The organism is Cobetia sp. BMC6 (assembly GCF_029991385.1).
GTDB lineage: Bacteria > Pseudomonadota > Gammaproteobacteria > Pseudomonadales > Halomonadaceae > Cobetia.
The window spans coordinates 427,855-449,534 of record NZ_JAKUMF010000001.1 but is presented as its reverse complement, the minus strand read 5'-3'; the positions used below and the strand labels follow the sequence as shown (position 1 = coordinate 449,534).

Sequence of the window (21,680 nt, the reverse complement as noted above, 5' to 3'; positions counted from 1 at the left end):
AAAGCATCCTGTAGGTGAGGCGTCGGCAAGCCCGACCGCTGACCAGCGCAAGCTGTCGAGACAAAGCAGCAGCATACGCAAGCCGCCGTCAGGCGTCATGCAGTGCCAGCGTGACAGAGGCGCTATTTTCTCCCGACCCCCTGATGGAGTGGCGACATGTGCCTGATGGCATTTGACTGGCAACCGGACTCGGCGCAAGGCGAATGCCTGCTACTGATCGGCAACCGGGATGAGTTTCACGCGCGCGCCACCGCCGGACTCTGCGTATGGCCGGATGGTGTCCTGTGCGGCGGACGCGACCTGATGGCCGGCGGCGGTTGGCTGGTCATGCACCCCGCCGGCAGCCTCGCCACGCTGACCAATGTGCGCCAGCTGGACCACCCTGCCCCGACGGCCAGCATCAGCCGTGGCCAGCTGGTCGCGGCAGCGGCGCGTCAGGCGCTGGGCCGATGCTCACGCTGGGGCCTTGAGGACTGGTTGCGCGCACTGGTCGCGGGAGAGAGCGTGCCCGCGGCACTGGAGGGAGCGGACGCACGGAAGCTGTCTGCACTGACGCTTGAGGCCGTGGACTGGTGCAACCTGCTGGTCTGCGATGGCAAGACGTTATGGCGCCTGCATCATGGCCCGCAAGGGGCCGAGGTGAGCCGCCTTGGCGCGGGCGTCCACAGCCTGAGCAACGGCCATCCCGAGGCCGACTGGCCCAAGCAACGACGCCTGAGTGGCCGCCTGACAGCCCTCCTCGACCGGTCAGCCCGTGCTGGTCAGACAACCGCACGAGCATTGAGCGACGATGCGTTGCTCGACCTGCTCAAGGATGACTGGCGGCCCGCGCCGGCTCAGCTGCCGGTCACCGGGCTAACGCCCGAACGCGAAGCCCTGCTGTCCAGCCCATTCATCGTCAGCGCCGAATATGGCACCAGGGCCTCGACTCTGGTGCGCTGGCAACGCCACCCGGCAAGGGACACGGCTGATGCATCCGATGTGGTGCAGACCCTGACCCTGCTGGAGCGCCGCTTCAGCCCTGAGGGCCACACCATCGCCAGCCGCAGGGCCATGACATGCTCGATCGCCACAGGGAGCGGCGAGGAAGGAGACATCGGCAGCTGGCGGCTCAGCTAGTCGTCTCGCCGGCCTTCTGCGCCACGGGCGCGTTGTCGCGCGGCGGCAACAGATGGGCCAGATCCCAGGCCTGCAGACGGTGGAGCAACAGGTCATGAACCTCATCGGCGGTGGGCTGACACAGCACCTCGTCCACCAGTCCCTGCGCCGCACTCAGTGACACCCGCCGAATGGCCGCACGCACGCGCGGCAGGCTCGGGGCATTCATCGACAGGCTGTCAAAGCCCATGCCCAGCAGCAGCAAGGCCCCGGCGGGGTCGCCCGCCAGCTCACCGCAGACGCTCACCGGCATCTCAAGCGCACGCGACTCTTCCGCCAGGCGCGCCAGGGCACGCAACACCGCCGGATGGCAGGCATCGTAGAGACTCGCCACGCGCGGGTTGTTGCGGTCCACCGCCAGCAGATACTGGGTGAGATCATTGGAGCCCACGGAGAAGAAGTCGACCCGGGTGGCGAGCGCTTCCAGCTGGTAGAGTGCCGCGGGCACCTCGATCATCACGCCGACACTCGGTCGCGAGACGTTGATGCCCTCTTCGGCCAGCTCGACCAGCGCTCGATTGACCAGCGCCAGCGCTGTATCGACTTCTTCGATCCCCGAGATCATCGGCAGCATGATGCGCAGATTGTCCAGCCCTTCCGCGGCACGCAGCATGGCTCGCAGCTGCACCATCAGGACCTCGGGGTGATCAAGCGTCACCCGGATGCCCCGCCAGCCCAGGAAGGGATTGGCCTCGTTGATCGGAAAATAGGGCAGATCCTTGTCACCGCCGATATCCAGCGTGCGCATGGTGACCGGCAGCGGCGCGAAGCCCAGCAGCTGCTCACGATACAGACGCGCCTGCTCCTGCTCGCTGGGGAAGCGGTCACTCATCATGAACGGTACTTCGGTGCGGTAGAGCCCGACCCCGCCGACCCGCGACTTGAGCGATGCGACAGAATCCAGCGCCAGACCGGTATTCACCATCAGCGGCAGACCATGGCCATCCGGGGTCACGCTTGGCAGATCCTGCTCCTGTTCCAGCAGCGCGCTCAACGCCTGCTCCTCCTCGATCAGCCGTGAATAGTAGGCGCCGAGATCAAGCTCGGGACGCACTACCAGTCGACCACGGTGTCCATCGAGAATGACCGGTGCTCCGCCCAGTCGCGACAACGGAAGATCTACCATGCCAAGCACGGTGGGAATCCCCATCGCACGCGCCAGAATGGCGACGTGCGAAGTACTCGAGCCACTGACCGCGACCAGTCCCTTGAGGCGTTCACGCGGGACCTCTCCCAGCGTGGCGGGACTGATCTCATGACCGATGAGGATGGTGTTTTCCGGGTATTCGATCGGGCCGCTGTCACCCTCTTCCTGCAGGTGTGACAACACGCGACGCCCAAGATCCCGTATATCGGCGGCTCTTTCGCGCAGATAGTCATCATCGACACGCTCGAGATACTGCACATGGCGGCGCACGATATCGGCCAGCGCCGCCGGCGCCCACTGTCCTTCACGGATGCGCTTCTCGACCTCCTGCCCCAGCGCCGCGTCGCCCAGCATCTGCTGATAGACCTCGAACAGCGCATGTTCCTGGGTGGAGATACGACTGGCGAGACGCTCCGCCGCGACGCGAATCTCTTCGCGCACGGCGTTGATCGCCTCCTTGAGGCGTGCGATCTCAAATTCGATATCGGTGGGAATCAGATCGGGGACGGCGTCCAGGTCGGCGGGCGGAGACAGCACGAAGGCCTTGCCGATGGCGATGCCGGGGGAGCCGGCCACGCCGGAGAAGGTCGCCTGGCCGCTGGTACCGGCCAGCTTGCCCAGCGCCCCGGTGGCCAGCGCGTGGGCCAGCACTCCCGCCAGCTGCGCGCCGAGGGTGACAAGGAAGGCTTCTTCACCTTCATCGAAACGACGCTTCTCGTGTTGCTGGATGACCAGCACCCCGAGTACACGACGCTGATGAATGATGGGGACTCCAAGGAAACTGGAGAAGCGCTCCTCTCCGGTCTCCTCGAAATACCGGAATTGGGGGTGTGCGGGCGCATCCTCGAGGTTGAGCGGCTCTTCCCTGAGCGCCACCATCCCGACCAGGCCCTCGCCACGCGCCAGACTGACCTGCCCCACCGACGACGAGCGCAGACCGATGGTATCCTTTAGAACGAAGCGATCGCTTTCCGGTGCCAGCAGATAGACGGAGCAGACGTCCGTCTTCATGGCCTTGCGTATGCGCAACACCATGGTCGCCAGTGCCGCGTCCAGAGAACGTGCGCCATTGACCTCCTGAACGATACGACGTAGCACCTCAAGCATGGAGTACCTCAAGCATGGTGTATCTCGCGCATCGAAGACGTCGAGAAGGTGATTGCTCAGCCAAGGCGGCGTGACCCACGCTTAGCCACCCGCGCCCATCAACGCCATCAGCCGGACGAATGACGCCCGTGACCCTTGGAGCTGGCGCCACCGGCCCCGGAGCCAGCGGCACCTGTGCCATCGAGCCCCTTGGCCGCCGCGTTGGCAGTGCCGACCGGCGAGCCACTGGCCCCAGGCGTCCCGCAGGCACCTCGCGCCTCATGCAGCGATGCCCCCTCGGCGAGTGCCTTGAGCCGTTCGGTGTCCACCAGACGCTGCAGGCGCGGCGCCAACTCACGCAGGGCGCGCCGATAGACCTCGCGCTTGAAGGCCACGACCTGCCCCAGCGGATACCAGTAGCTTACCCAACGCCAGCCATCGAATTCAGGATTGGGCGTGGTATCCACACTGACGCGGTTGTCCTGGCAGCGAATCTGCAACAGGAACCACTTCTGCTTCTGACCGATGCAGATCGGTCGGGAGTGCGTTCTTACCATGCGTCTGGGTAACCGGTAGCGCAGCCATCCACGGGTGCAGGCCAGTATCTCGACGTCCTCAGCTTTCAGGCCGATCTCTTCTTCGAGTTCACGAAACAGCGCCTGTTGCGGTGTCTCGTTTGGCTTGATGCCCCCTTGCGGAAACTGCCACGCATTCTGTCCTACCCGGCGCGCCCAGAGCAGCTGGCCCTCACAGTTGGCAATGATGATGCCAACGTTGGGGCGAAAGCCGTCAGCGTCGATCACGGATGTCACCTTTGATTCGTTAATTGAAACCATTCTTCCACAAAGGCTGAAAGCGCTTCAATACGCGGTTTGGCGGTGTGAAAGCCCGAGCACCTCTGCAATAATCGCTGCCTTCACGCTATTGCAGTGCAACACGGCCGGGCGAGACTGCTCGTCGGCCACCGTACACCCGCGCAAACACTGGGCCGGCACCCTATCGTGCTCTGTTGTCCGTGTCTGTCGCCCAGCCGAGTGTGGCTGGGCAGAGCAAGGAGTTTTCCGTGAGTCTGGCCATCTTTGATCTCGACAATACCCTGATCGCCGGGGACAGTGATCACGCCTGGGGCGAATTTCTGGTCGAACAGGGCGCTGTCGACGCCAACGTCTATCGTGAAGCCAATGAGCGCTACTACCAGCTCTACCAGAGTGGCGAGCTGGACATTCACGAATACCTGGCCTTCTCACTCAAGCCGTTGTCCGAGAACAGTCCGGAGCAGCTGGCGGCCTGGCACCAGCAGTTCATGGCCGCCAAGATCGAGCCCATCATCCTGCCGCGGGCGGAAGAGCTGCTGGCACGTCACCGGGCACGCGGCGACACCCTGCTGATCATCACCGCCACCAATCGCTTCATCACCGCTCCCATCGCGGACCGCCTGGGCGTCGATGAGCTGATCGCCATCGAACCCGAGGTCGTCAACGGCCGCTACACCGGGCGCGTCAGCGGCGTCCCCAGCTTCCAGGCCGGCAAGGTGACCCGCCTCGAAGCCTGGCTCGCCGAACGTGACCACACCCTGGATGGCAGCACCTTCTACAGCGACTCCATCAATGACCTGCCACTGCTGGAGCGTGTCGATACTGCCATCGCAGTGGACCCGGATGAGCAACTGCGCGCCGCCGCTGACGCGCGCGATTGGCGAATCATTTCACTGCGCGACTGATAAAAGACTGATTTACATGGATTTAATCGACCCATAAGGTCGAGCAACCTCAGCTATAAGGTTTTCATGTGGCTACAAGCATTCACCATAAAGTCGACCTTATTTGCTGAATCATTTCGCACAAGATGTGTCTATAATGTGTGTCCATCGAACCGTCGAGCCTGGTGCGGCAACTTTTGCCCCGTCACGGCAGGACGGCCTCCGGAATCCCGGTCGGGTCCGGGGGATGTCCCTCACCAACCTTGAGCGTGAGCAGCCATGTCCTCAACGACATACGATGTCCTGATTGTGGGTGGCGGCGTGTCCGGCACCGCCCTTCTCTATGAACTCGCCCGCTACACCGACCTCAAGTCGGTCGGCCTGGTGGAAAAGTACGACCACGTCGCGATCGTCAACTCGCACGGTCGCAACAACTCCCAGACCATTCACTGCGGCGACATCGAGACCAACTACACGGTCGAGAAGGCGCGTGTGACCAAGCGCACCGCGGGCATGGTGGTCAACTTCGCCACCAAGCTCAGCGAGAGTGAGCGCGATCACATCGTCTACAAGTATCCGAAGATGGTGCTGGCGGTCGGTGCCAAGGAATGCCAGTTCCTGCGCAAGCGCTTCGACACCTTCAAGCAGCTGTTCCCCAACCTGAAGCTGCTCGAGCGTGACGACATCGCCGAGCTGGAGCCGAAGGTGGTGGAAGGTCGTCGTCCTGACGAGGAGATCGTCGCGCTGGGTTCCACCGACGAATATACCGCCGTCAACTACACCACCCTGTCGGAAGCCTTCGTCAGCGAAGGCGAGAAGGCAGCGGCCGAGAAAGGCATGAACTTCGACGTTCGCCTCTCGACCGCCGTGGAAGACATCCGCAAGGAAGGTGACGTCTACAAGGTCAAGACCGACAAGGGCGAGCTCAGCGCACGTTATGTCGTGGTCAGCGCCGGCGGTCACTCGCTACTGTTCGCCCACAAGATGGGTTACGGCCTGGACAAGTCCTGCCTGCCGATGGCCGGCTCCTTCTACTTCACCCCGAAGGTGCTCAACGGCAAGGTCTACACCATCCAGAACGAGAACCTGCCGTTCGCCGCCGTGCACGGCGACCCGGACGTGCTGGTGGAAGGCAAGACCCGCTTCGGCCCGACCGCCCTGATGCTGCCGCTGCTGGAACGCTACAACGGCAAGACCTTCTGGGAATTCCTCAAGGTGCTGCGCATGGACCGCAACGTCGTCAAGGCCCTATGGGACCTGATGAAGGTGCGCGACATCCGCAACTACATCTTCAAGAACTTCATGTTCGAGGTGCCGGTGCTGCGTGAGCGTCTGTTCCACGGCGACATCAAGAAGATCGTGCCGAGCCTGGACGTCAAGGACGTCAGCTTCGCCAAGGGCTTCGGTGGCGTTCGTCCGCAGTTGATCGACAAGAGCAAGCAGAAGCTCGTGATGGGCGAAGCCAAGATCAATCCGGGCACCGGCATCGTCTTCAACATGACGCCGTCACCGGGTGGCACCAGCTGCCTGGGCAACGCCGAGAAGGACATGTATCTCGCCCAGGAATTCCTTGGCTTCAACATCGACAAGGAAGCCTTCGAGCGTGATCTGCTGACCGGCGAGATCGAACTGACCGAGATCGAGCGTCCGGAAGCCTCCTCACTGATGTAAGCCTCTTTCGAGACACGCCTCGGGATGAGCATCAAAAAGCCCCGCCAGCATTCGCTGGCGGGGCTTTTTGATGGCTGCCTGACGGGAGGCGCCTCAGGACACCGACTGGCCCGACGGGGCAGATTGGGCAACAGGCTCGTGTACCGCATGCAGACGCTGGATCAGCTGATCCTCCAGGGCGAAGCGCTCGGTCAGCCCCTGCTGCAGGCGGGCCAGCCATTCCGGCAGTCGGGCGCGATAGTGCTGGCAGCGGGTAGGGCTGGAGAAATCCTCGTCGAAGGACAGCACCAGCTCGGTGGAGGGCTCCAGACGCTGCATCAGCTGCTCGCAGACTGCCAGTGCCGCGGTATCCTCGAAGACACGGCCTTCTTCCTTGAGCTGAGGATAGACCTCGAAATGCCCTGCCGAGATGTAGTCCATCAAAAGCTCGATGAAACGATTGACGCGTGTCATCTCGAGCTGATCGAGGTCATTGACGCAGGCCTCGTGCAGATCCATGAAGCAGACCAGCATCTCGCGTCGCTGGTCCAGCCAGCGATCAACCAACTGATGAACGCCACGAAAGCGTTCCGCCGCAGTGGTGCATTCCTCCAGCATGGGCGCCTCCTCTGGCATGACCCGAACGATAGGGGCTGACATCCGGTGCTCGCCCCGCTGCCAACCCACTATCCTCCATGCCGTGCACGCTGCCAACCCCCCACCATGGTGGCAGGGCTAATTGCCTCAACGGCGGAAGCTGCTCCACAGCATCGCCAGCGGTACCAGCGCCAGCCCACAGAAGCCGATCAACGACCACTGCGGGATCGAAAGCCCCAGCCATTGCGCGCTGATCTGGGCGCACTCACCGGAGGCGTTGAGCACCTGGGTGATCACGTCCCATACCGGCAGCACTTCCAGCATGTAGTTGAGGCCCGGGCCACAGGCCGGCACCTGGTCCGGCGGCAGAGACTGCAGCCAGACATGGCGACCCGCCAGCACGACCGCACCGATGCTGCCGGCCAGTGCGCCCAGCGCGTAGATACGCGTGCCGACACGCCCGGGGCCATGCAAGGCCCCCAGCAAGAAAAATACGCCTGCCACGGCCACCGCCACGCGCTGGAAGATGCACAGTGAACACGGTGCCAGGTCGAAGGCGAACTGCAGCACGAAGGCCACGCCCAGCAAAAAGGCGCATCCCAGCGCTCCCAACAGACACCATTGACGCCCGCTCCAGCTCGCCAGGCTGGCAAGCCCACCCTTGCGCGCTACCGGCCGCTGCCCAGATTGTTTGTCCGCTTGTGTCATTTGCCGTCCTTGCCGGTAAAACTCCAGTGGAGTCATGGGTGAGAAATGACGCAGCCGCAAGGCCATCAAGGCCCTGCGACTGCATGGAGGCATGCATCGCGTCGTGCCCAGCAACCGCGCTCAGTCGTCAGGGTGCGCAGGCCACATACATCATCGGCGCCTCAAGCCTGAGGCGCCGATGATGCAGCGATAGCCGAATCCGTCACTATCAGCGACTGATACCTATCATGCCGTGTCGCGATGACCTGAACATGAATTGGCGTTGCGTCTCGAGATCACGCCGGTTGCGTAGCATGGGCGGACGCGAAGTACTCGGCCATGAAGGTGTCGAAATCCTGATGATCCCCCTTCTCGATATCGCCCTGCTGCTGCAGCGAGGTCTCGACCAGCTGATCGAGCAGATAGCCGCGCGCACGCTCCGTCGGTTCTGACTTGAACTGCTCGGCCTGGCCCCTGGCCAGCGCCAGCACTTCGTCGACGAAGTTGCTGCCGTTGTCGAGCATGCTGGCCAGCAGACGGCCAGACGGTGTGGTCTGGGCATCATCGAAGCGCGGTGCGAGTGCCGCCAGCGCATCACGGTGCGCGCTGCCAGCCTTGTCGCCACTGTCGAGCAGGCCCGCGACTTCCCCCAGCTCATCCATGATATTGGCTGCCAGATCGCGCAGGCGTCGCTCTTCACCATTGACGCTCAGGGTCAGCGCCGGGTCACGCCCTGCCTCGACCACGCGACGCTTGCTGTCGTCGAGCGTGGCGCATTCCTCGTCGTCGATCCACGGACTCTCTGTCAGCAGACACCAGATCAGGAAGGTATCGAGGAAGCGGATCTGCGTCTCGTCGATCCCGACCGGCAGGAAGGGATTGAGATCCAGACAGCGCACTTCGATGTATTCGACACCGCGCCCTTCCAGTGCCTGACTGGGCGTCTCGTTCTGCCGGGTGACACGCTTGGGACGGATGTCGGAGTAGTACTCGTTCTCGATCTGCAGGATGTTGCTGGAGAGCTGCGACCAGCTGCCGTCGGCCTGCTTGACGCCCAGCTTCTCGTAGTCCTTCCACGGCGTGACAATGGCGTGACGCAGAGTGCCGACGAAGTTGTCCAGCGAGTTGAAACAGATCTTGAGCTGCGCCTGCACCTTGTTCTGATAGCCCAGGTCCGACATGCGCAGACTGGTGGCGTAGGCCGAGACCAGACTGCGGTCCGCCTGACGCTTGAGGCGATCATCATTGCCGCCATCGAGGAAGCTCTCGTCGATCCCCGGCGAGGCGCCGAACAGATAGAGCAGGATCCAGCTATGGCGGCGGAAGTTGCGGATCAACTCGAAATAGCGACGCGAGCGGAAATCACGCGCATCTTCCGCCTCTGCCCCTTCCAGCCCCTGCAGCAGGCTCCAGAAATCATCCGGCAGCGAGAAGTTGTAATGGATACCGGCAATCGACTGCATGATGCGCCCGTAACGGACATCCAGCCCCTTGCGGTAGATATGCTTCATGGTGCCGCTGTTGGAGGTGCCGTAATCGGCGATCGGCACGCTGTCATTGCCGTGCAGACGTGGCGGCATGCTGGCCGGCCAGATCAGCTCATCGCCCAGGTTGCGATAGCTGAAACGATGCAGGTCAGCCAGAAACTCCAGCGACTCCTTGGGACGAGTGAACACCGGGGTGATGTACTCGAGCAGAGACTCGGAATAGTCCGTGGTGATGTACGGGTGGGTCAGCTTCGACCCCAGAGAACGCGGATGCGGCGTCTGGCTGATGTCACCGCCAGCGGTAACCCGCAGGCCTTCCTTCTCGATACCACGGCGCAGGCGCCCGAAGAGACCCTGACGGGCCTGGGGCGTGAGTCGCGCGATGGCGGACGCGAGTTGCTCGGACAAGGTATGAACCCTTTCGCATGGGGAGAAGCCCAGCCTCTCCGGTCGAATTGGATGACCATGGCCCGCGTGCTGCACCGGATGCCATGCAAGACGCGAACGGCAGGTACCGTTCGCGTCAGGTCAGTATGCCCACATTATGGGCGCGTAAAAAATGCTTTCAAGGCTTATGATTTTGACTTGCGCGCATTGAGCAGTGCTGCCGCCATCGCATTGTTGGCCGGTGCCGCGCCGCCGCTAGCGCCAGAATTGCTGCCGCGACCGCCGCGCTCCTGACGGCCACCACCGCCTTGCGCGCGCCCACCACGACCGCCCTCTGCGCTGCGTCGCGCCTCGCCAGCCGCGCCTTTGTCGGCGGGAGTATCGCTCATGCGCATGCTCAACGCGATGCGCGCACGCGGGATGTCGACTTCCATCACCTTGACGCTGACGATGTCGCCCGCCTTGACCACTTCCCGCGGGTCGGCAACATACTTTTGCGACAGGGCAGAGATGTGTACCAGGCCGTCCTGATGCACGCCGATGTCCACGAAGGCTCCGAAGTGAGTCACGTTGGTGACAACGCCCTCAAGTTTCATGCCCGGCTCGAGATCCTTGAGGGTCTCGACGCCTTCCTTGAACTCGGCGAAGCGGAATTCGGGACGCGGGTCACGTCCCGGCTTGTCCAGTTCGCGCAGAATATCGGTCACCGTCGGCAGGCCGAAGTGCTCATCAGTGAATTCCGTCGGCTTCACGGTGCGCAGGAAGGCGCTGTCACCCAGCAGACTCGGCAGATCACGCCCGTGTGCCTTGGCGATGCGCTCGACCAGCGGATAGGCCTCCGGGTGGACGGCGCTGGCATCCAGTGGGTTCTTGCCGGAGGCGATGCGCAGGAAGCCGGCACACTGCTCGAAGGTGCGCGGACCCAGCCGGCTGACCTTGAGCAATTCCTGGCGCGAGGCGAAACGGCCATTGGCGTCCCGGTGCGCGACGATATTCTCGGCAAGCGTGGTGTTGAGACCCGCGACACGCGACAGCAGCGCGCTTGAGGCCATGTTGAGATCGACGCCGACACCGTTGACGCAGTCCTCGACGACGGCTTCCAGACTGCGCCCCAGTTGCACCTGACTGACGTCGTGCTGGTACTGGCCGACGCCGATGGACTTGGGCTCGATCTTGACCAGCTCGCCCAGCGGGTCCTGCAGACGACGCGCGATGGAGACCGCGCCGCGGATGGTCACGTCCAGATCCGGAAATTCGCGCGCCGCATATTCCGAGGCCGAGTAGATGGACGCGCCGGCCTCATTGACCATCACCTTCTGCAGACGACGGCCGGACAGGCGCGTCAGCACATCGGCGGCCAGCTTGTCGGTCTCGCGTGAGGCGGTGCCGTTGCCGATGGCGATCAGCTCGACATCATGCCGTTCGATCAGCTTGACCAGCTCGGCCACCGAGGCGTCCCAGCGATTGTACGGCGCATGCGGATAGATGGTGGCCTGATCGACATACTTGCCGGTGGCATCCACCACCGCGACCTTGACGCCGGTGCGTAGCCCCGGGTCCAGCCCCAGTGTGGCCTTGGGGCCCGCCGGCGCTGCCAGCAACAGGTCCTTCAGATTGTCGGCGAAGACCTGGATGGCCTCCTGCTCGGCGCGCTCGCGCAGGCGGCCGATCAATTCGCTTTCCAGATGGGTATAGAGCTTGACGCGCCAGGTCCAGCGCACCACTTCCTTCAACCAGCGGTCCGCGGCGCGCCCCTGATCATCTAGGGAGAAATGCGTCGCGATGGCACCTTCCATCGGGTGACGCGGCAGGTCGTCCTCGCCTTCCAGCTTGAGCGCGAGGCTCAGCACGCCCTCGTTGCGACCCCGCAGCATGGCCAGCGCACGGTGCGAGGGCGCCTTGTGCAGCGGCTCGTCATGCTCGAAGTAATCGGAGAACTTGGCGCCCTCCTGCTCCTTGCCCTTCATGACGCGCGCGCTGAGGATGCCATCGTCCCACAGGCGTTGACGCAGGCGACCGACCAGGGCGGCATCCTCCGCGAAGCGCTCCATCAGAATCTGCTTGGCACCATCCAGCGCCGCCTTGGTATCCGCCACGTCCTTGTCGGCAGCGACGAAGCCGGCCGCCTGAGCTTCCGGCTCCAGCGTCGGGTCCGCGAGCAGCGCATCGGCCAGAGGCTCCAGCCCCGCTTCACGCGCGATCTGGGCCTTGGTACGACGCTTCTTGCGATACGGCAGATAGAGATCTTCCAGGCGCTGCTTGCTGTCGGCGGCCAGTACATCCCGCTCAAGCGTGGCGCTCAGCTTGTTCTGCTCGGCGATCGACTCGAGCACGACCTGACGCCGCTCCTCCAGCTCACGCAGATAGCGCAGGCGCTCTTCGAGCTGACGCATCTGGGTGTCATCGAGCCCGCCGGTGGCTTCCTTGCGGTAGCGCGAGATGAACGGCACGGTCGCGCCGCCATCCAGCAGCTCGACGGTGGCGGTGATCTGTTCTGCGCGCACCCCAAGCTCACCGGCCAGCGCCTGTTGAATGCGGCGAGTGGTGTCAGCGGGCGACAGCATCGGTGCAGGACGGGGGGTGGTAGCGTCAGTTGCAGTAGCGTCCATGAAACGTCAGTCCCTTACAGCAGAATTCATGCGGCAATATACAGACGGCCCGGTCGTGGAGTTGACCGGGCCGTCTGTATCACGATGTCGTCACGTTACCACAAAGCGGCAAGATTGCTTTAGCCGCTCAATGCGCCAATCGGGTTGCCTCCCAAGCGCCTCACGCGGGCACGAAGCGCAGCGCGACACCGTTGTTGCACCAGCGCAGGCCGGTGGGTTCGGGGCCATCCTCGAAGACATGCCCCTGGTGCCCGCCACAGCGCGCACAGTGATATTCGGTGCGCGGCCAGATGAGTCCGTAGTCGATCTTGGTCAGCAGGCGTCCTTCGATATGATCGAAGAAGCTGGGCCAGCCAGTGCCGGACTCGAACTTGGTGGCAGAAGAGAACAGCGCCAGATCACAGCCGGCACAGCGATACTCCCCCTTGCGATGCTCCTTGTTGAGCTCGCTGGAGCCCGCACGCTCGGTGCCCTCCTCGCGCAGTACGCGATACTGCTCCGGGCTCAGGCGTGCACGCCATTCATCTTCCTCCAGGGTCAGCGGCGTGATGTCCGCGCCACGCTCGAGTTCCAGCTGCGGACGTGCGGCAGACAGCCTGGGCAGGGCCAGCATCGCTCCCGTCCCCAGCACCAGCCCCATGAATTGGCGTCGTTGCATGACGTGTCTCCTTATGACAATGAACGGCAATACTGACCTCTACGCGCAGCAACCTGCGTTGGATGCATTCGCCGCAAGAGAAAGCCCCCACGATGCTGTCATCGCGGGGGCTTCAGTCTCATCGGCTGACACAAGCCATGGGGTCAGATGCGCAGACCACCATCACATTCGATCACTCGCCCGGTGAAGTAGTCATTGTCGAAGATGAAGGCCACACTGCTGGCGATATCTTCCGGGCGACCCAGATCGCGCATCGGGATGCCACTCTTTATCTTGTCGAGCATCTCCGGCTTCATGCCGGCGGTCATCTCGGTGGCGATGAAGCCCGGTGCCACGGCACCGACGCGAATCCTGTAGCGTGCCAGCTCCTTGGCCCAGGTCACGCTCAGCGCCGCGACACCGGACTTGGCGGCGGTGTAGTTGCTCTGCCCCATGTTGCCGGCGCGCGAGATGCTGGAGATATTGACGATCACGCCCGGCTGGCCGGCTTCGATCATCTGACTGGCCGCTTCACGGGTGCACAGGAAGACACCGGTCAGATTGACATCGATGACCTGCTGCCAGCTGGACAGCGACATGGTCTTTTCCACCACGCCATCGCGTGCCTTGATCAGCAGGCCGTCACGGGTGATGCCGGCATTGTTGACCAGACCGCTCACCGGCCCCAATGCGCCCTTGATGGCCGAGAAGGCCGCGGTGACGGAGTCTTCTTCCGCGACATTGGTCACGAAGCCCTGCGCCTTGATGCCTGCAGCTTCCAGACTCGCGACGGCGTCATCCAGGCCGTCCTGTTCGATGTCCAGCAGCGCCAGCACCGCTCCCTTCTCGCCCAGATAGCGCGCCATGGCCAACCCCAGCCCTCGAGCGCCGCCCGTAATCGCGATGACCTTGTCGTCAAGCTTCATGTCCCGTCTCCCAGGTTGTCTGCCGGCAGTCAGTAACTGCTACCGGATGCGAGGCCCGCATGCCGTACGAGCGTCACGATCTATGTGTCGAGTGTCCCGCACCGCGCCCTTCAGTGTTCAGCGTCATCGTGACAGAGAATGCCTCGGGATGACGCCCGCTGCCAGTTCGCGGTAAATTTTCATGATGCAGTGCAACAGATCGCGGCGTGTCCTGCCTCAACGCAGGCGAGATCCGCCAACGCTACGCAATGACAGCGTCAACGCACACTATCAACAGCGTGCGCGTAATCAGGGGATACTGATGAGTGAGCCTGGGCCCGCCCCTTCTATTGTGCACTGCAACATGCAGCATCGTTCAGCATGGCACCGCTACCCCTGCAGCGCCAGCCATCCACGCCACCGACCATCAACCGCTCACCAGCGGATCATGGGCCGTTCAAAGGGCCCGATTCGACTGTTCCCCGTCCGGCGGCTGGTTTACCCTTGACGCATTGGCGCAACCTGCCATTTACCTGCTTCGGGAGAGACGATGCCCATACTGTTAGTGATTACCCTGTTCGGGTTATTGGATTTCGTGGTGTTGTTCAGCCTCGGCAGCCAGATCGGCCTGCTGCCGACCCTGGCGCTGGTGCTGATCACCGGCGCCGTCGGCCTGCATCTGATTCGCCGCGAAGGTCGCGCGACGCTGATGCGCGCCCAGGAACGCCTGCAACGTGGCGAGATGCCTTCCGGCGAACTGATGGAAGGCGCGGCGCTCATCTTCGGCGGTGCCCTGTTGATGGCGCCGGGCTTTCTGTCTGACGCCTTCGGCCTGCTGTGCCTGCTCCCCGCCTCACGGGGACTGTTGACGCGTGGACTGAGCGGCAATGGCACGATCGCGCGCTTCTTCAAGGGACGCTTCTCGGCTGCGGGGGCTTCCCGCAGCACCCGCGCAGGTGACTGGGAAGCCGACACCCGTGCTGACGATGCCTCACGCAGCGGTGGCGATCAGCAGCACACAAGCGGCAATCGCGCTGGACAGCAAGGCAGCAGCCAGCAGACCGGCGAGCCGCTGGAAGGCGATTACATCAGCCGTGACGAGCCGCGCCTCTAGCGCCTTTTCACGCGCCATCACCACGCGCAATCGCCTGCTTGGGAGTCATGTTTGAAAGTCTTGCATGACAGCGATGGGCCCGGTACTGGAAGCCAGTGCCGGGCCCTTTTGATTTGTGATACCTCGCCTCACAGGCCCCATCATGCTCTCCTGTCCTCTTCTGTTCTGTAATGACCTGCCCTGTCCTGCCCCTGTGCCAATGCCAGTCACTGGTCGGATTCGCGCTCCGTGAGCTACCCGTCCGAACCTTGCATCTTGCAATGACGTTCCCCCTGACCGATGACCACCTTCTGGCGTCTTGTACCAATGGACACCGTCTGGGGGCTGCCAGCTATATGCCAGCAGTGAACGGCTCGGATACACTCAAGCCGTTGATTCATCTAGCGGAACCTTGCGGAAGACAGGCTGCAGCCCGGGTGCGTAGCTTTCATGCGACGCACAAGATGCGCCGATTTGAATTTTTTTTATGATCGCCTACTTGAAAGCTGTCCCCCCGCCACCATAAAAGCGGTGCAATGGATAACGGCCACGCCCCCAGCGGCGGGGCCCAACACTCGCTAGGCAACCCCATTGAACGCCAGACTCACCGACAAAGAACGGGAGCTGGCGGGATTTACCATCAGGAGAACGTGAGCAATGAACATTCGTCCCTTGCACGATCGCGTCGTGGTTCGTCGCGTGGAAGAAGAACAGAAAACTGCAGGTGGCATCGTTCTGCCCGGCAGCGCCCAGGAAAAGCCGACCCGTGGCGAGATTCTCGCTGCCGGTAACGGTCGCATCCTCGAAAACGGTGAAGTTCGCCCGCTGGACGTGAAAGTCGGCGATACCGTGATCTTCAAGGATGGCTACGGCGTCGAGAAGCAGAAAATCGACGGCGAAGAGGTGCTGATCATGAGCGAGAGCGACATTCTCGCCGTGGTGGAAGGCTGAGTTTCAGCTTTTTCGGGTTCCAACGCTTCGACTTACTGATTAAAGGTAGAGATAAACATGGCTGCAAAAGACGTTCGTTTCTCCGATGATGCACGCAAGCGCATGGCGCGCGGTGTCAATGTCCTGGCCGACGCGGTCAAGACTACCCTCGGTCCGAAAGGCCGTAACGTGGTACTGGAAAAATCCTTCGGCGCTCCGACCGTCACCAAGGACGGCGTTTCCGTCGCCAAGGAAATCGAACTGAAGGACCGCTTCGAGAACATGGGCGCCCAGATGGTCAAGGAAGTCGCTTCCAAGACGTCTGACGTGGCTGGCGACGGCACCACCACCGCCACCGTGCTGGCTCAGTCCATCGTCAACGAAGGCCTGAAAGGCGTGACCGCGGGCATGAACCCGATGGACCTGAAGCGTGGCATCGACAAGGCCGTCATCGAAGCCGTCAAGGCCGTGCGTGAGCTGTCCGTGCCGTGCACTGACACCAAGGCCATCGCCCAGGTCGGCACCATCTCCGCCAATGGCGACTCTCGCATCGGCGAGATCATCGCGGAAGCGATGGAGAAGGTCGGCAAGGAAGGCGTCATCACCGTCGATGAAGGTCGTGGCTTCGAAGACGAGCTGGAAGTGGTCGAAGGCATGCAATTCGATCGCGGTTACCTGTCTCCGTACTTCGTCACCAACCAGGACACCATGGCGGTCGAACTCGAAGACCCGTACATCCTGCTGGTCGACAAGAAGATCTCCAACATCCGCGAACTGCTGCCGGTGCTGGAAGGCGTTGCCAAGTCCGGCAAGCCGCTGGCGATCATCGCCGAAGACATCGAAGGCGAAGCGCTGGCGACTCTGGTCGTCAACACCATGCGCGGTATCGTCAAGGTCGCTGCCGTCAAGGCACCGGGCTTCGGTGACCGTCGCAAGGCCATGCTGCAGGATATCGCTGTCCTGACCGGTGGCACCGTGATTTCCGAAGAAGTCGGCCTCAACCTCGAGCAGACCAACCTGGACCACCTGGGCACCGCCAAGCGCGTGACCATGTCCAAGGAAAACACCACCATCATCGATGGCGCCGGCAACGAAGGCGATATCGAAGCACGCGTTGCCCAGATCCGCGCTCAGATCGAGGAAACCTCTTCTGATTACGACCGCGAGAAGCTGCAGGAACGTGTCGCCAAGCTGGCCGGCGGCGTTGCCGTCATCCGCGTCGGTGCTGCCACCGAAGTCGAGATGAAAGAGAAGAAGGCTCGCGTCGAAGACGCCCTGCACTCCACTCGTGCCGCCGTCGAGGAAGGCGTCGTGCCTGGTGGTGGTACTGCCCTGGTTCGCGTGCTGGGCCAGCTGGCCGACCTGAAAGGCGACAACGAAGATCAGACTCACGGTATCGCCATCGCACTGCGTGCCATGGAAGCGCCGCTGCGTCAGATCGTCACCAACGCCGGTGAAGAAGCCTCTGTCGTGCTCAACAACGTCAAGGCTGGCGAAGGCAACTATGGCTACAACGCCTCTACCGGCGTCTACGGCGACATGTTCGAGATGGGCGTGCTGGACCCGGCCAAGGTGACCCGTTCTGCACTGCAGTCCGCGGCCTCCATCGGCGGTCTGATGATTACCACCGAGTGCATGATCGCTGAAGATCCGGAAGACAAGGCCGCTGCCGGCGGCGGCGACATGGGTGGTATGGGCGGCATGGGTGGCATGGGCGGCATGATGTAAGCCAGCCTCTCCCCACGGCTCACCCGTCGTGATCCGAACCGCTCCTGCGCAAGCAGGGGCGGTTTTTTCATGCCTGTCATTCGGCGAGCGCTGCGAGCTCCACACGGTGTGCACCGCGAGCCCCATACAGTGAACGCCGTGACTCTCATGTGGCAAGCGCCACGCCTCTCGGTACCTGACGCCTCCCGCTCACCACGCTACACTAGGCGCCACTTTTTGCCGCGACCCGAGACATTGCGCCTGGTGATGACAGTGCATCGAGGCTGACGTTGTATTGCAGCTGAAATGCCTACGGTCACGACAGGTGACGCTACCACTCAGGCCGCGCGCCTCGCTTGCCCAGGATCTTCACATGACTGACACCCCCGCCGCTTCTCCTACCACTAGTGCCCTCGACAATGTGCGTGTCGTGCTGGTGCAGACCTTCCACCCCGGCAATATCGGCGCCACCGCTCGCGCCATCCTGACCATGGGCATCAAGGACCTGGTGCTGGTCAATCCGCGCTGCTTCCCCGATGAGGAAGCGACGCGCATGGCCAGCGGTGCCGCGGAGCTGCTGGAAAATGCACGCGTAGTCGAGCGCCTGGAAGACGCCGTCAATGACTGCCAGCTGGTCATCGGGGCCAGCGCTCGCCTGCGCAGCGTCCCGCTGCCCCACTTCGATGAGCCACGCGAGATGGCGGCCCACGCCATGGATATCGCGCGCGATGGCAAGGTGGCGCTGGTATTCGGCCGCGAACGCTTCGGGTTGACCAACGAGGAGATCGCCTGCTGCACGCATCAGGTGTCGATCCCCACCAACCCGGACTACGGCATCCTCAACGTCTCACAGGCCGTCCAGGTGCTGGCGCACGAGTGCCGCAGTGCATGGCGCCTGACACTCGACAAGCCTCAGGAGGCGCCTGTCGCGCGCCGTGAGGACGACCAGTTGCCGACCCGCGAACAGCTCGGCTACTTCCATGAGCATCTTGGTCGCGCCCTGCAGGGCTCCGGCTTCCTCAACCAGCCCCACTCCCAGACCGAAGAGCGGCTGCGCGCCCTGTTCGCGCGTGCCGAGCCGACACGCCGCGAGCTCTCCATCCTGCGCGGCATGCTGTCCAATCTTGAGCGCCAGACGGCAGCGGCGAACGCTGGCGCAGACAGCGAGCAGAGCGATCACGAGGCGACCTGAGTCGTGCACGGCCCTCCGTCATGCACTGAGACTCGGACTGTTGCCACTTGGCTCTCGCCACTTCGCAACAGCCTGTCAGCGCAACGTCATCCTTCTGACATGGATCAAGGTGCACTGTAGACCTTCCGCTATGCTTGATAGGCAGGACGTCAGGCACCGCAGAACTCGTCACACAGCCTAGGTATAGAAATACCGGTACAGAAATACCGGCATAGAGATACGGCATAGCCCCATGCAGTAGCTGCAGCCCAGCAGTGCTCACGCGCGAAGGCTGCAGTGTCAGGCAAAGGCTCCTTCGCGAACTGTCGCAGAGCAGGCAGAGACGCCGCCACGCCAACACGCGAAGGGCCATGGCAGGCCAGCGTGGCGACGCACCTCGAGAAATCCAGAGAAGAGCCGACCCTGATCCCATCCACGACCATGGACTCACGGAGCGCCTTTACATGACTCAGACAGCCGCACGACAGACTCAGACCCCGGACGCGGAACAGCTGGCCAGCGACCTCCACCAGCTGGAAGCTCGCCTGCGCAAGACCAACCCGACGCAGGAACCGACGCTCTACCGCAGCCTGTACTGCATGATCTCGCTACGCCAGATGCAGCTGCTGGCCAAGGTCAGTCAGCCCGCAGCCTCGCAGGCACATTGAGCGACGCCAGATGAGGTGGTTGGCAGGTGGCGACTGGTAATGACCAGCAACAACGCTCAACGATGACCAGCAGCCACGCGTAACGACCAGGCATGAAAAAACCGCCACCCCGAAGGGTGGCGGTTTTTTTCGTTCCCGCATGAGGGCGAACCTCACACAGGATACCGATTCGGAGACGCTGATGTGACAACCAGAGGCATGTCGCTTCAGCGTGGATCCGGACACCCCGCCTCACGAGGAGGCGGAGTGTCTCGGAATCACTCCTGACCCAGCTGCTGCTTGATCAGATCACCGATGGTAGTCGGGCCGTTGCTCTCGACTTCCTGGGTACGCGGCTTGGCAGCATCGCGACGCGGTGCTTCAACCTGGTCCTTGGACTTGACGGACAGGTTGATCAGGCGGCTCTTGCGATCCACACCGACGATCTTGGCTTCGACAGCATCGCCGACGCTCAGGACGTTGCGTGCGTCTTCGACACGGTCAGCGCTGATTTCAGAAGCCTTCAGGATAGCGATGACGTCAGTCGCCAGCTCTACCTGAACTTCCTTGGCATCGATGTCGACAACACGACCGGACACGATGGCGCCCTTGTCGTTGACGGCCAGGTACTCGGAGACCGGATCGCTCTCGAGCTGCTTGACGCCCAGAGAGATGCGCTCACGCTCCGGATCGATGGACAGGATGACCGCTTCAGCTTCTTCGCCCTTCTTGTAACGACGCACGGCTTCTTCGCCAGCTTCGTTCCAGGAAATGTCGGAGAGGTGAACCAGGCCGTCGATGCCGCCTTCCAGACCGATGAAGATACCGAAGTCAGTGATTGACTTGATGGTACCGGAGACACGGTCGCCCTTGTTGTGCTTGCCGCTGAAGTCTTCCCACGGGTTGGTGGTGCACTGCTTGATACCCAGGGAGATACGACGACGCTCTTCGTCGATGTCCAGAATCATCACTTCCACGTCATCGCCGACATTGACGACCTTGGACGGGTGGATGTTCTTGTTGGTCCAATCCATTTCGGACACGTGGACCAGACCTTCGACGCCCTCTTCCAGCTCGGCGAAGCAGCCGTAGTCGGTGAGGTTGGTGACGCGTGCGTTGATCTTGGCGCCTTCCGGGTAGCGAGCCTTGATGTTGACCCACGGATCTTCGCCCAGCTGCTTGAGACCCAGAGACACACGGTTGCGCTCGCGGTCGAACTTCAGCACCTTGACATTGATCTCGTCGCCGACAGCAACGATCTCGGACGGATGCTTGATGCGCTTCCATGCCATGTCGGTGATGTGCAGCAGGCCGTCAACGCCGCCGAGGTCGACGAAGGCGCCGTAGTCGGTCAGGTTCTTGACGATACCCTGAATCTGCTGACCTTCCTGCAGAGTGGCCAGGAGGGCTTCACGCTCAGCGCTGTTCTCGGCTTCGAGGACGGCACGACGAGACACGACAACGTTGTTGCGCTTGGCGTCGAGCTTGATGACCTTGAAGTCCAGTTCCTTGTTCTCGAGGTGGGCGGTGTCGCGCACAGGGCGGACATCGACCAGAGAACCCGGCAGGAAGGCACGGATGGTGTTGATGTCGACGGTAAAGCCACCTTTGACCTTGCCGTTGATCACGCCCTTGACGATCTCGTCTTTCTCGAAGGCGGCTTCCAGCTCTTTCCACGCTTCGGCACGCTTGGCCTTCTCGCGGGACAGGCGGGTCTCACCGAAGCCATCTTCCACGGCTTCCAGTGCGACCATGACTTCGTCGCCGATGCTGATGGACAGCTGGCCACTTTCGTCACGGAACTGTTCAGACGGAATCTGACCTTCAGACTTCAGACCGGCATTGACAGTGATCCAGTCGCCATCGATATCCACGATGGTAGCGGACACGATTGCGCCCGGCTCCATGTTGATGTCCTGGAGTGACTGTTCAAATAAATCAGCAAAGCTCTCGCTCATGGTATTCCTACATGATCAACGTTTGGGGCGGCTTGCACCGCAGTCTCCGTACCACCAGCAAGCACGGGCCATATCTACATATCCCCGGGGGCGTTGACGCTGGTTCGAGATACACCGGCTTTCCG

At 62.5% G+C, this 21,680-nt stretch carries 16 protein-coding genes and 1 pseudogene; 8 read left to right on the top strand and 9 right to left on the bottom strand.

Annotated features, from left to right (window positions below; genetic code table 11):
• Window positions 1-156 precede the first annotated feature (156 nt).
• A complete protein-coding gene (locus MKZ40_RS01930) occupies window positions 157-1,119 on the top strand; it encodes an NRDE family protein (RefSeq protein ID WP_175088489.1) in 963 nt (320 codons plus the stop codon).
• On the opposite strand, the gene ptsP is transcribed toward MKZ40_RS01930, so the two are convergent.
• Window positions 1,112-3,412: a phosphoenolpyruvate--protein phosphotransferase gene (gene ptsP, locus MKZ40_RS01925; RefSeq protein WP_175088488.1), complete on the bottom strand. Its 2,301-nt coding sequence runs from the start codon at window positions 3,410-3,412 to the stop codon at window positions 1,112-1,114. The two genes, MKZ40_RS01930 and ptsP, sit on opposite strands and share 8 nt — an antisense overlap.
• Window positions 3,413-3,720: 308 nt before the next feature.
• Window positions 3,721-4,194: pseudogene (locus MKZ40_RS01920) on the bottom strand (RNA pyrophosphohydrolase); the annotation flags it as partial.
• 260 nt (window positions 4,195-4,454) lie between these two features.
• Here MKZ40_RS01920 and MKZ40_RS01915 point away from each other — a divergent pair.
• Together MKZ40_RS01915 and MKZ40_RS01910 are read left to right on the top strand one after the other, a co-directional pair.
• On the top strand, window positions 4,455-5,111 hold the full coding sequence (locus MKZ40_RS01915) for an HAD family hydrolase (RefSeq protein ID WP_175088487.1): 657 nt from the start codon (window positions 4,455-4,457) through the stop codon (window positions 5,109-5,111).
• A 258-nt stretch (window positions 5,112-5,369) separates the two neighbouring features.
• Window positions 5,370-6,761, top strand: a complete 1,392-nt coding sequence (locus tag MKZ40_RS01910; protein WP_175088486.1) for an FAD-dependent oxidoreductase — start codon at window positions 5,370-5,372, stop codon at window positions 6,759-6,761.
• A gap of 93 nt (window positions 6,762-6,854) precedes the next feature.
• Here MKZ40_RS01910 and rsd read toward each other — a convergent pair whose 3' ends face one another.
• The 6 genes from rsd to MKZ40_RS01880 all read right to left on the bottom strand — a co-directional run bounded on the left by rsd (window position 6,855) and on the right by MKZ40_RS01880 (window position 14,070).
• Complete coding sequence (rsd, locus tag MKZ40_RS01905) at window positions 6,855-7,358, bottom strand: sigma D regulator (RefSeq protein ID WP_175088485.1); 504 nt, start codon at window positions 7,356-7,358, stop codon at window positions 6,855-6,857.
• A 126-nt stretch (window positions 7,359-7,484) separates the two neighbouring features.
• Window positions 7,485-8,045 carry a disulfide bond formation protein B gene (locus tag MKZ40_RS01900; RefSeq protein WP_175088484.1) on the bottom strand — a complete coding sequence of 187 codons (561 nt, stop codon included), beginning with the start codon at window positions 8,043-8,045 and terminating at the stop codon, window positions 7,485-7,487.
• A gap of 275 nt (window positions 8,046-8,320) precedes the next feature.
• Entirely contained in the window at window positions 8,321-9,919 is a 1,599-nt protein-coding gene (gene gshA / locus MKZ40_RS01895; RefSeq protein ID WP_175088483.1) for a glutamate--cysteine ligase, read from the bottom strand.
• 164 nt (window positions 9,920-10,083) lie between these two features.
• Complete coding sequence (locus tag MKZ40_RS01890) at window positions 10,084-12,462, bottom strand: Tex family protein (RefSeq protein ID WP_175088662.1); 2,379 nt, start codon at window positions 12,460-12,462, stop codon at window positions 10,084-10,086.
• Between the two features lie 205 nt (window positions 12,463-12,667).
• Entirely contained in the window at window positions 12,668-13,165 is a 498-nt protein-coding gene (gene msrB, locus MKZ40_RS01885; protein WP_175088482.1) for a peptide-methionine (R)-S-oxide reductase MsrB, read from the bottom strand.
• A 143-nt stretch (window positions 13,166-13,308) separates the two neighbouring features.
• Window positions 13,309-14,070 (bottom strand): SDR family oxidoreductase, encoded by a 762-nt coding sequence (locus MKZ40_RS01880; protein WP_054555586.1) that lies wholly within the window; start codon window positions 14,068-14,070, stop codon window positions 13,309-13,311.
• A 529-nt stretch (window positions 14,071-14,599) separates the two neighbouring features.
• Between MKZ40_RS01880 and MKZ40_RS01875 the strand changes: the two genes are divergently transcribed.
• From MKZ40_RS01875 to MKZ40_RS01855, 5 genes are all read left to right on the top strand, one after another.
• Window positions 14,600-15,163: an FxsA family protein gene (locus tag MKZ40_RS01875; protein ID WP_175088481.1), complete on the top strand. Its 564-nt coding sequence runs from the start codon at window positions 14,600-14,602 to the stop codon at window positions 15,161-15,163.
• Between the two features lie 636 nt (window positions 15,164-15,799).
• A complete protein-coding gene (locus MKZ40_RS01870; protein WP_043331438.1) occupies window positions 15,800-16,093 on the top strand; it encodes a co-chaperone GroES in 294 nt (97 codons plus the stop codon).
• A 57-nt stretch (window positions 16,094-16,150) separates the two neighbouring features.
• Window positions 16,151-17,800, top strand: coding sequence for a chaperonin GroEL (groL, locus tag MKZ40_RS01865; RefSeq protein WP_175088480.1), 1,650 nt, complete (start codon window positions 16,151-16,153; stop codon window positions 17,798-17,800).
• Window positions 17,801-18,152: 352 nt separating this feature from the next.
• The gene (locus MKZ40_RS01860; RefSeq protein ID WP_175088479.1) at window positions 18,153-18,971 is read left to right on the top strand and encodes an RNA methyltransferase; all 819 of its coding nucleotides are present in this window, start codon (window positions 18,153-18,155) and stop codon (window positions 18,969-18,971) included.
• A 443-nt stretch (window positions 18,972-19,414) separates the two neighbouring features.
• Window positions 19,415-19,618, top strand: coding sequence for a hypothetical protein (locus MKZ40_RS01855; RefSeq protein ID WP_175088478.1), 204 nt, complete (start codon window positions 19,415-19,417; stop codon window positions 19,616-19,618).
• Window positions 19,619-19,875: 257 nt separating this feature from the next.
• On the opposite strand, the gene rpsA is transcribed toward MKZ40_RS01855, so the two are convergent.
• Window positions 19,876-21,555, bottom strand: coding sequence for a 30S ribosomal protein S1 (rpsA, locus tag MKZ40_RS01850; RefSeq protein WP_043331442.1), 1,680 nt, complete (start codon window positions 21,553-21,555; stop codon window positions 19,876-19,878).
• Window positions 21,556-21,680 lie beyond the last annotated feature (125 nt).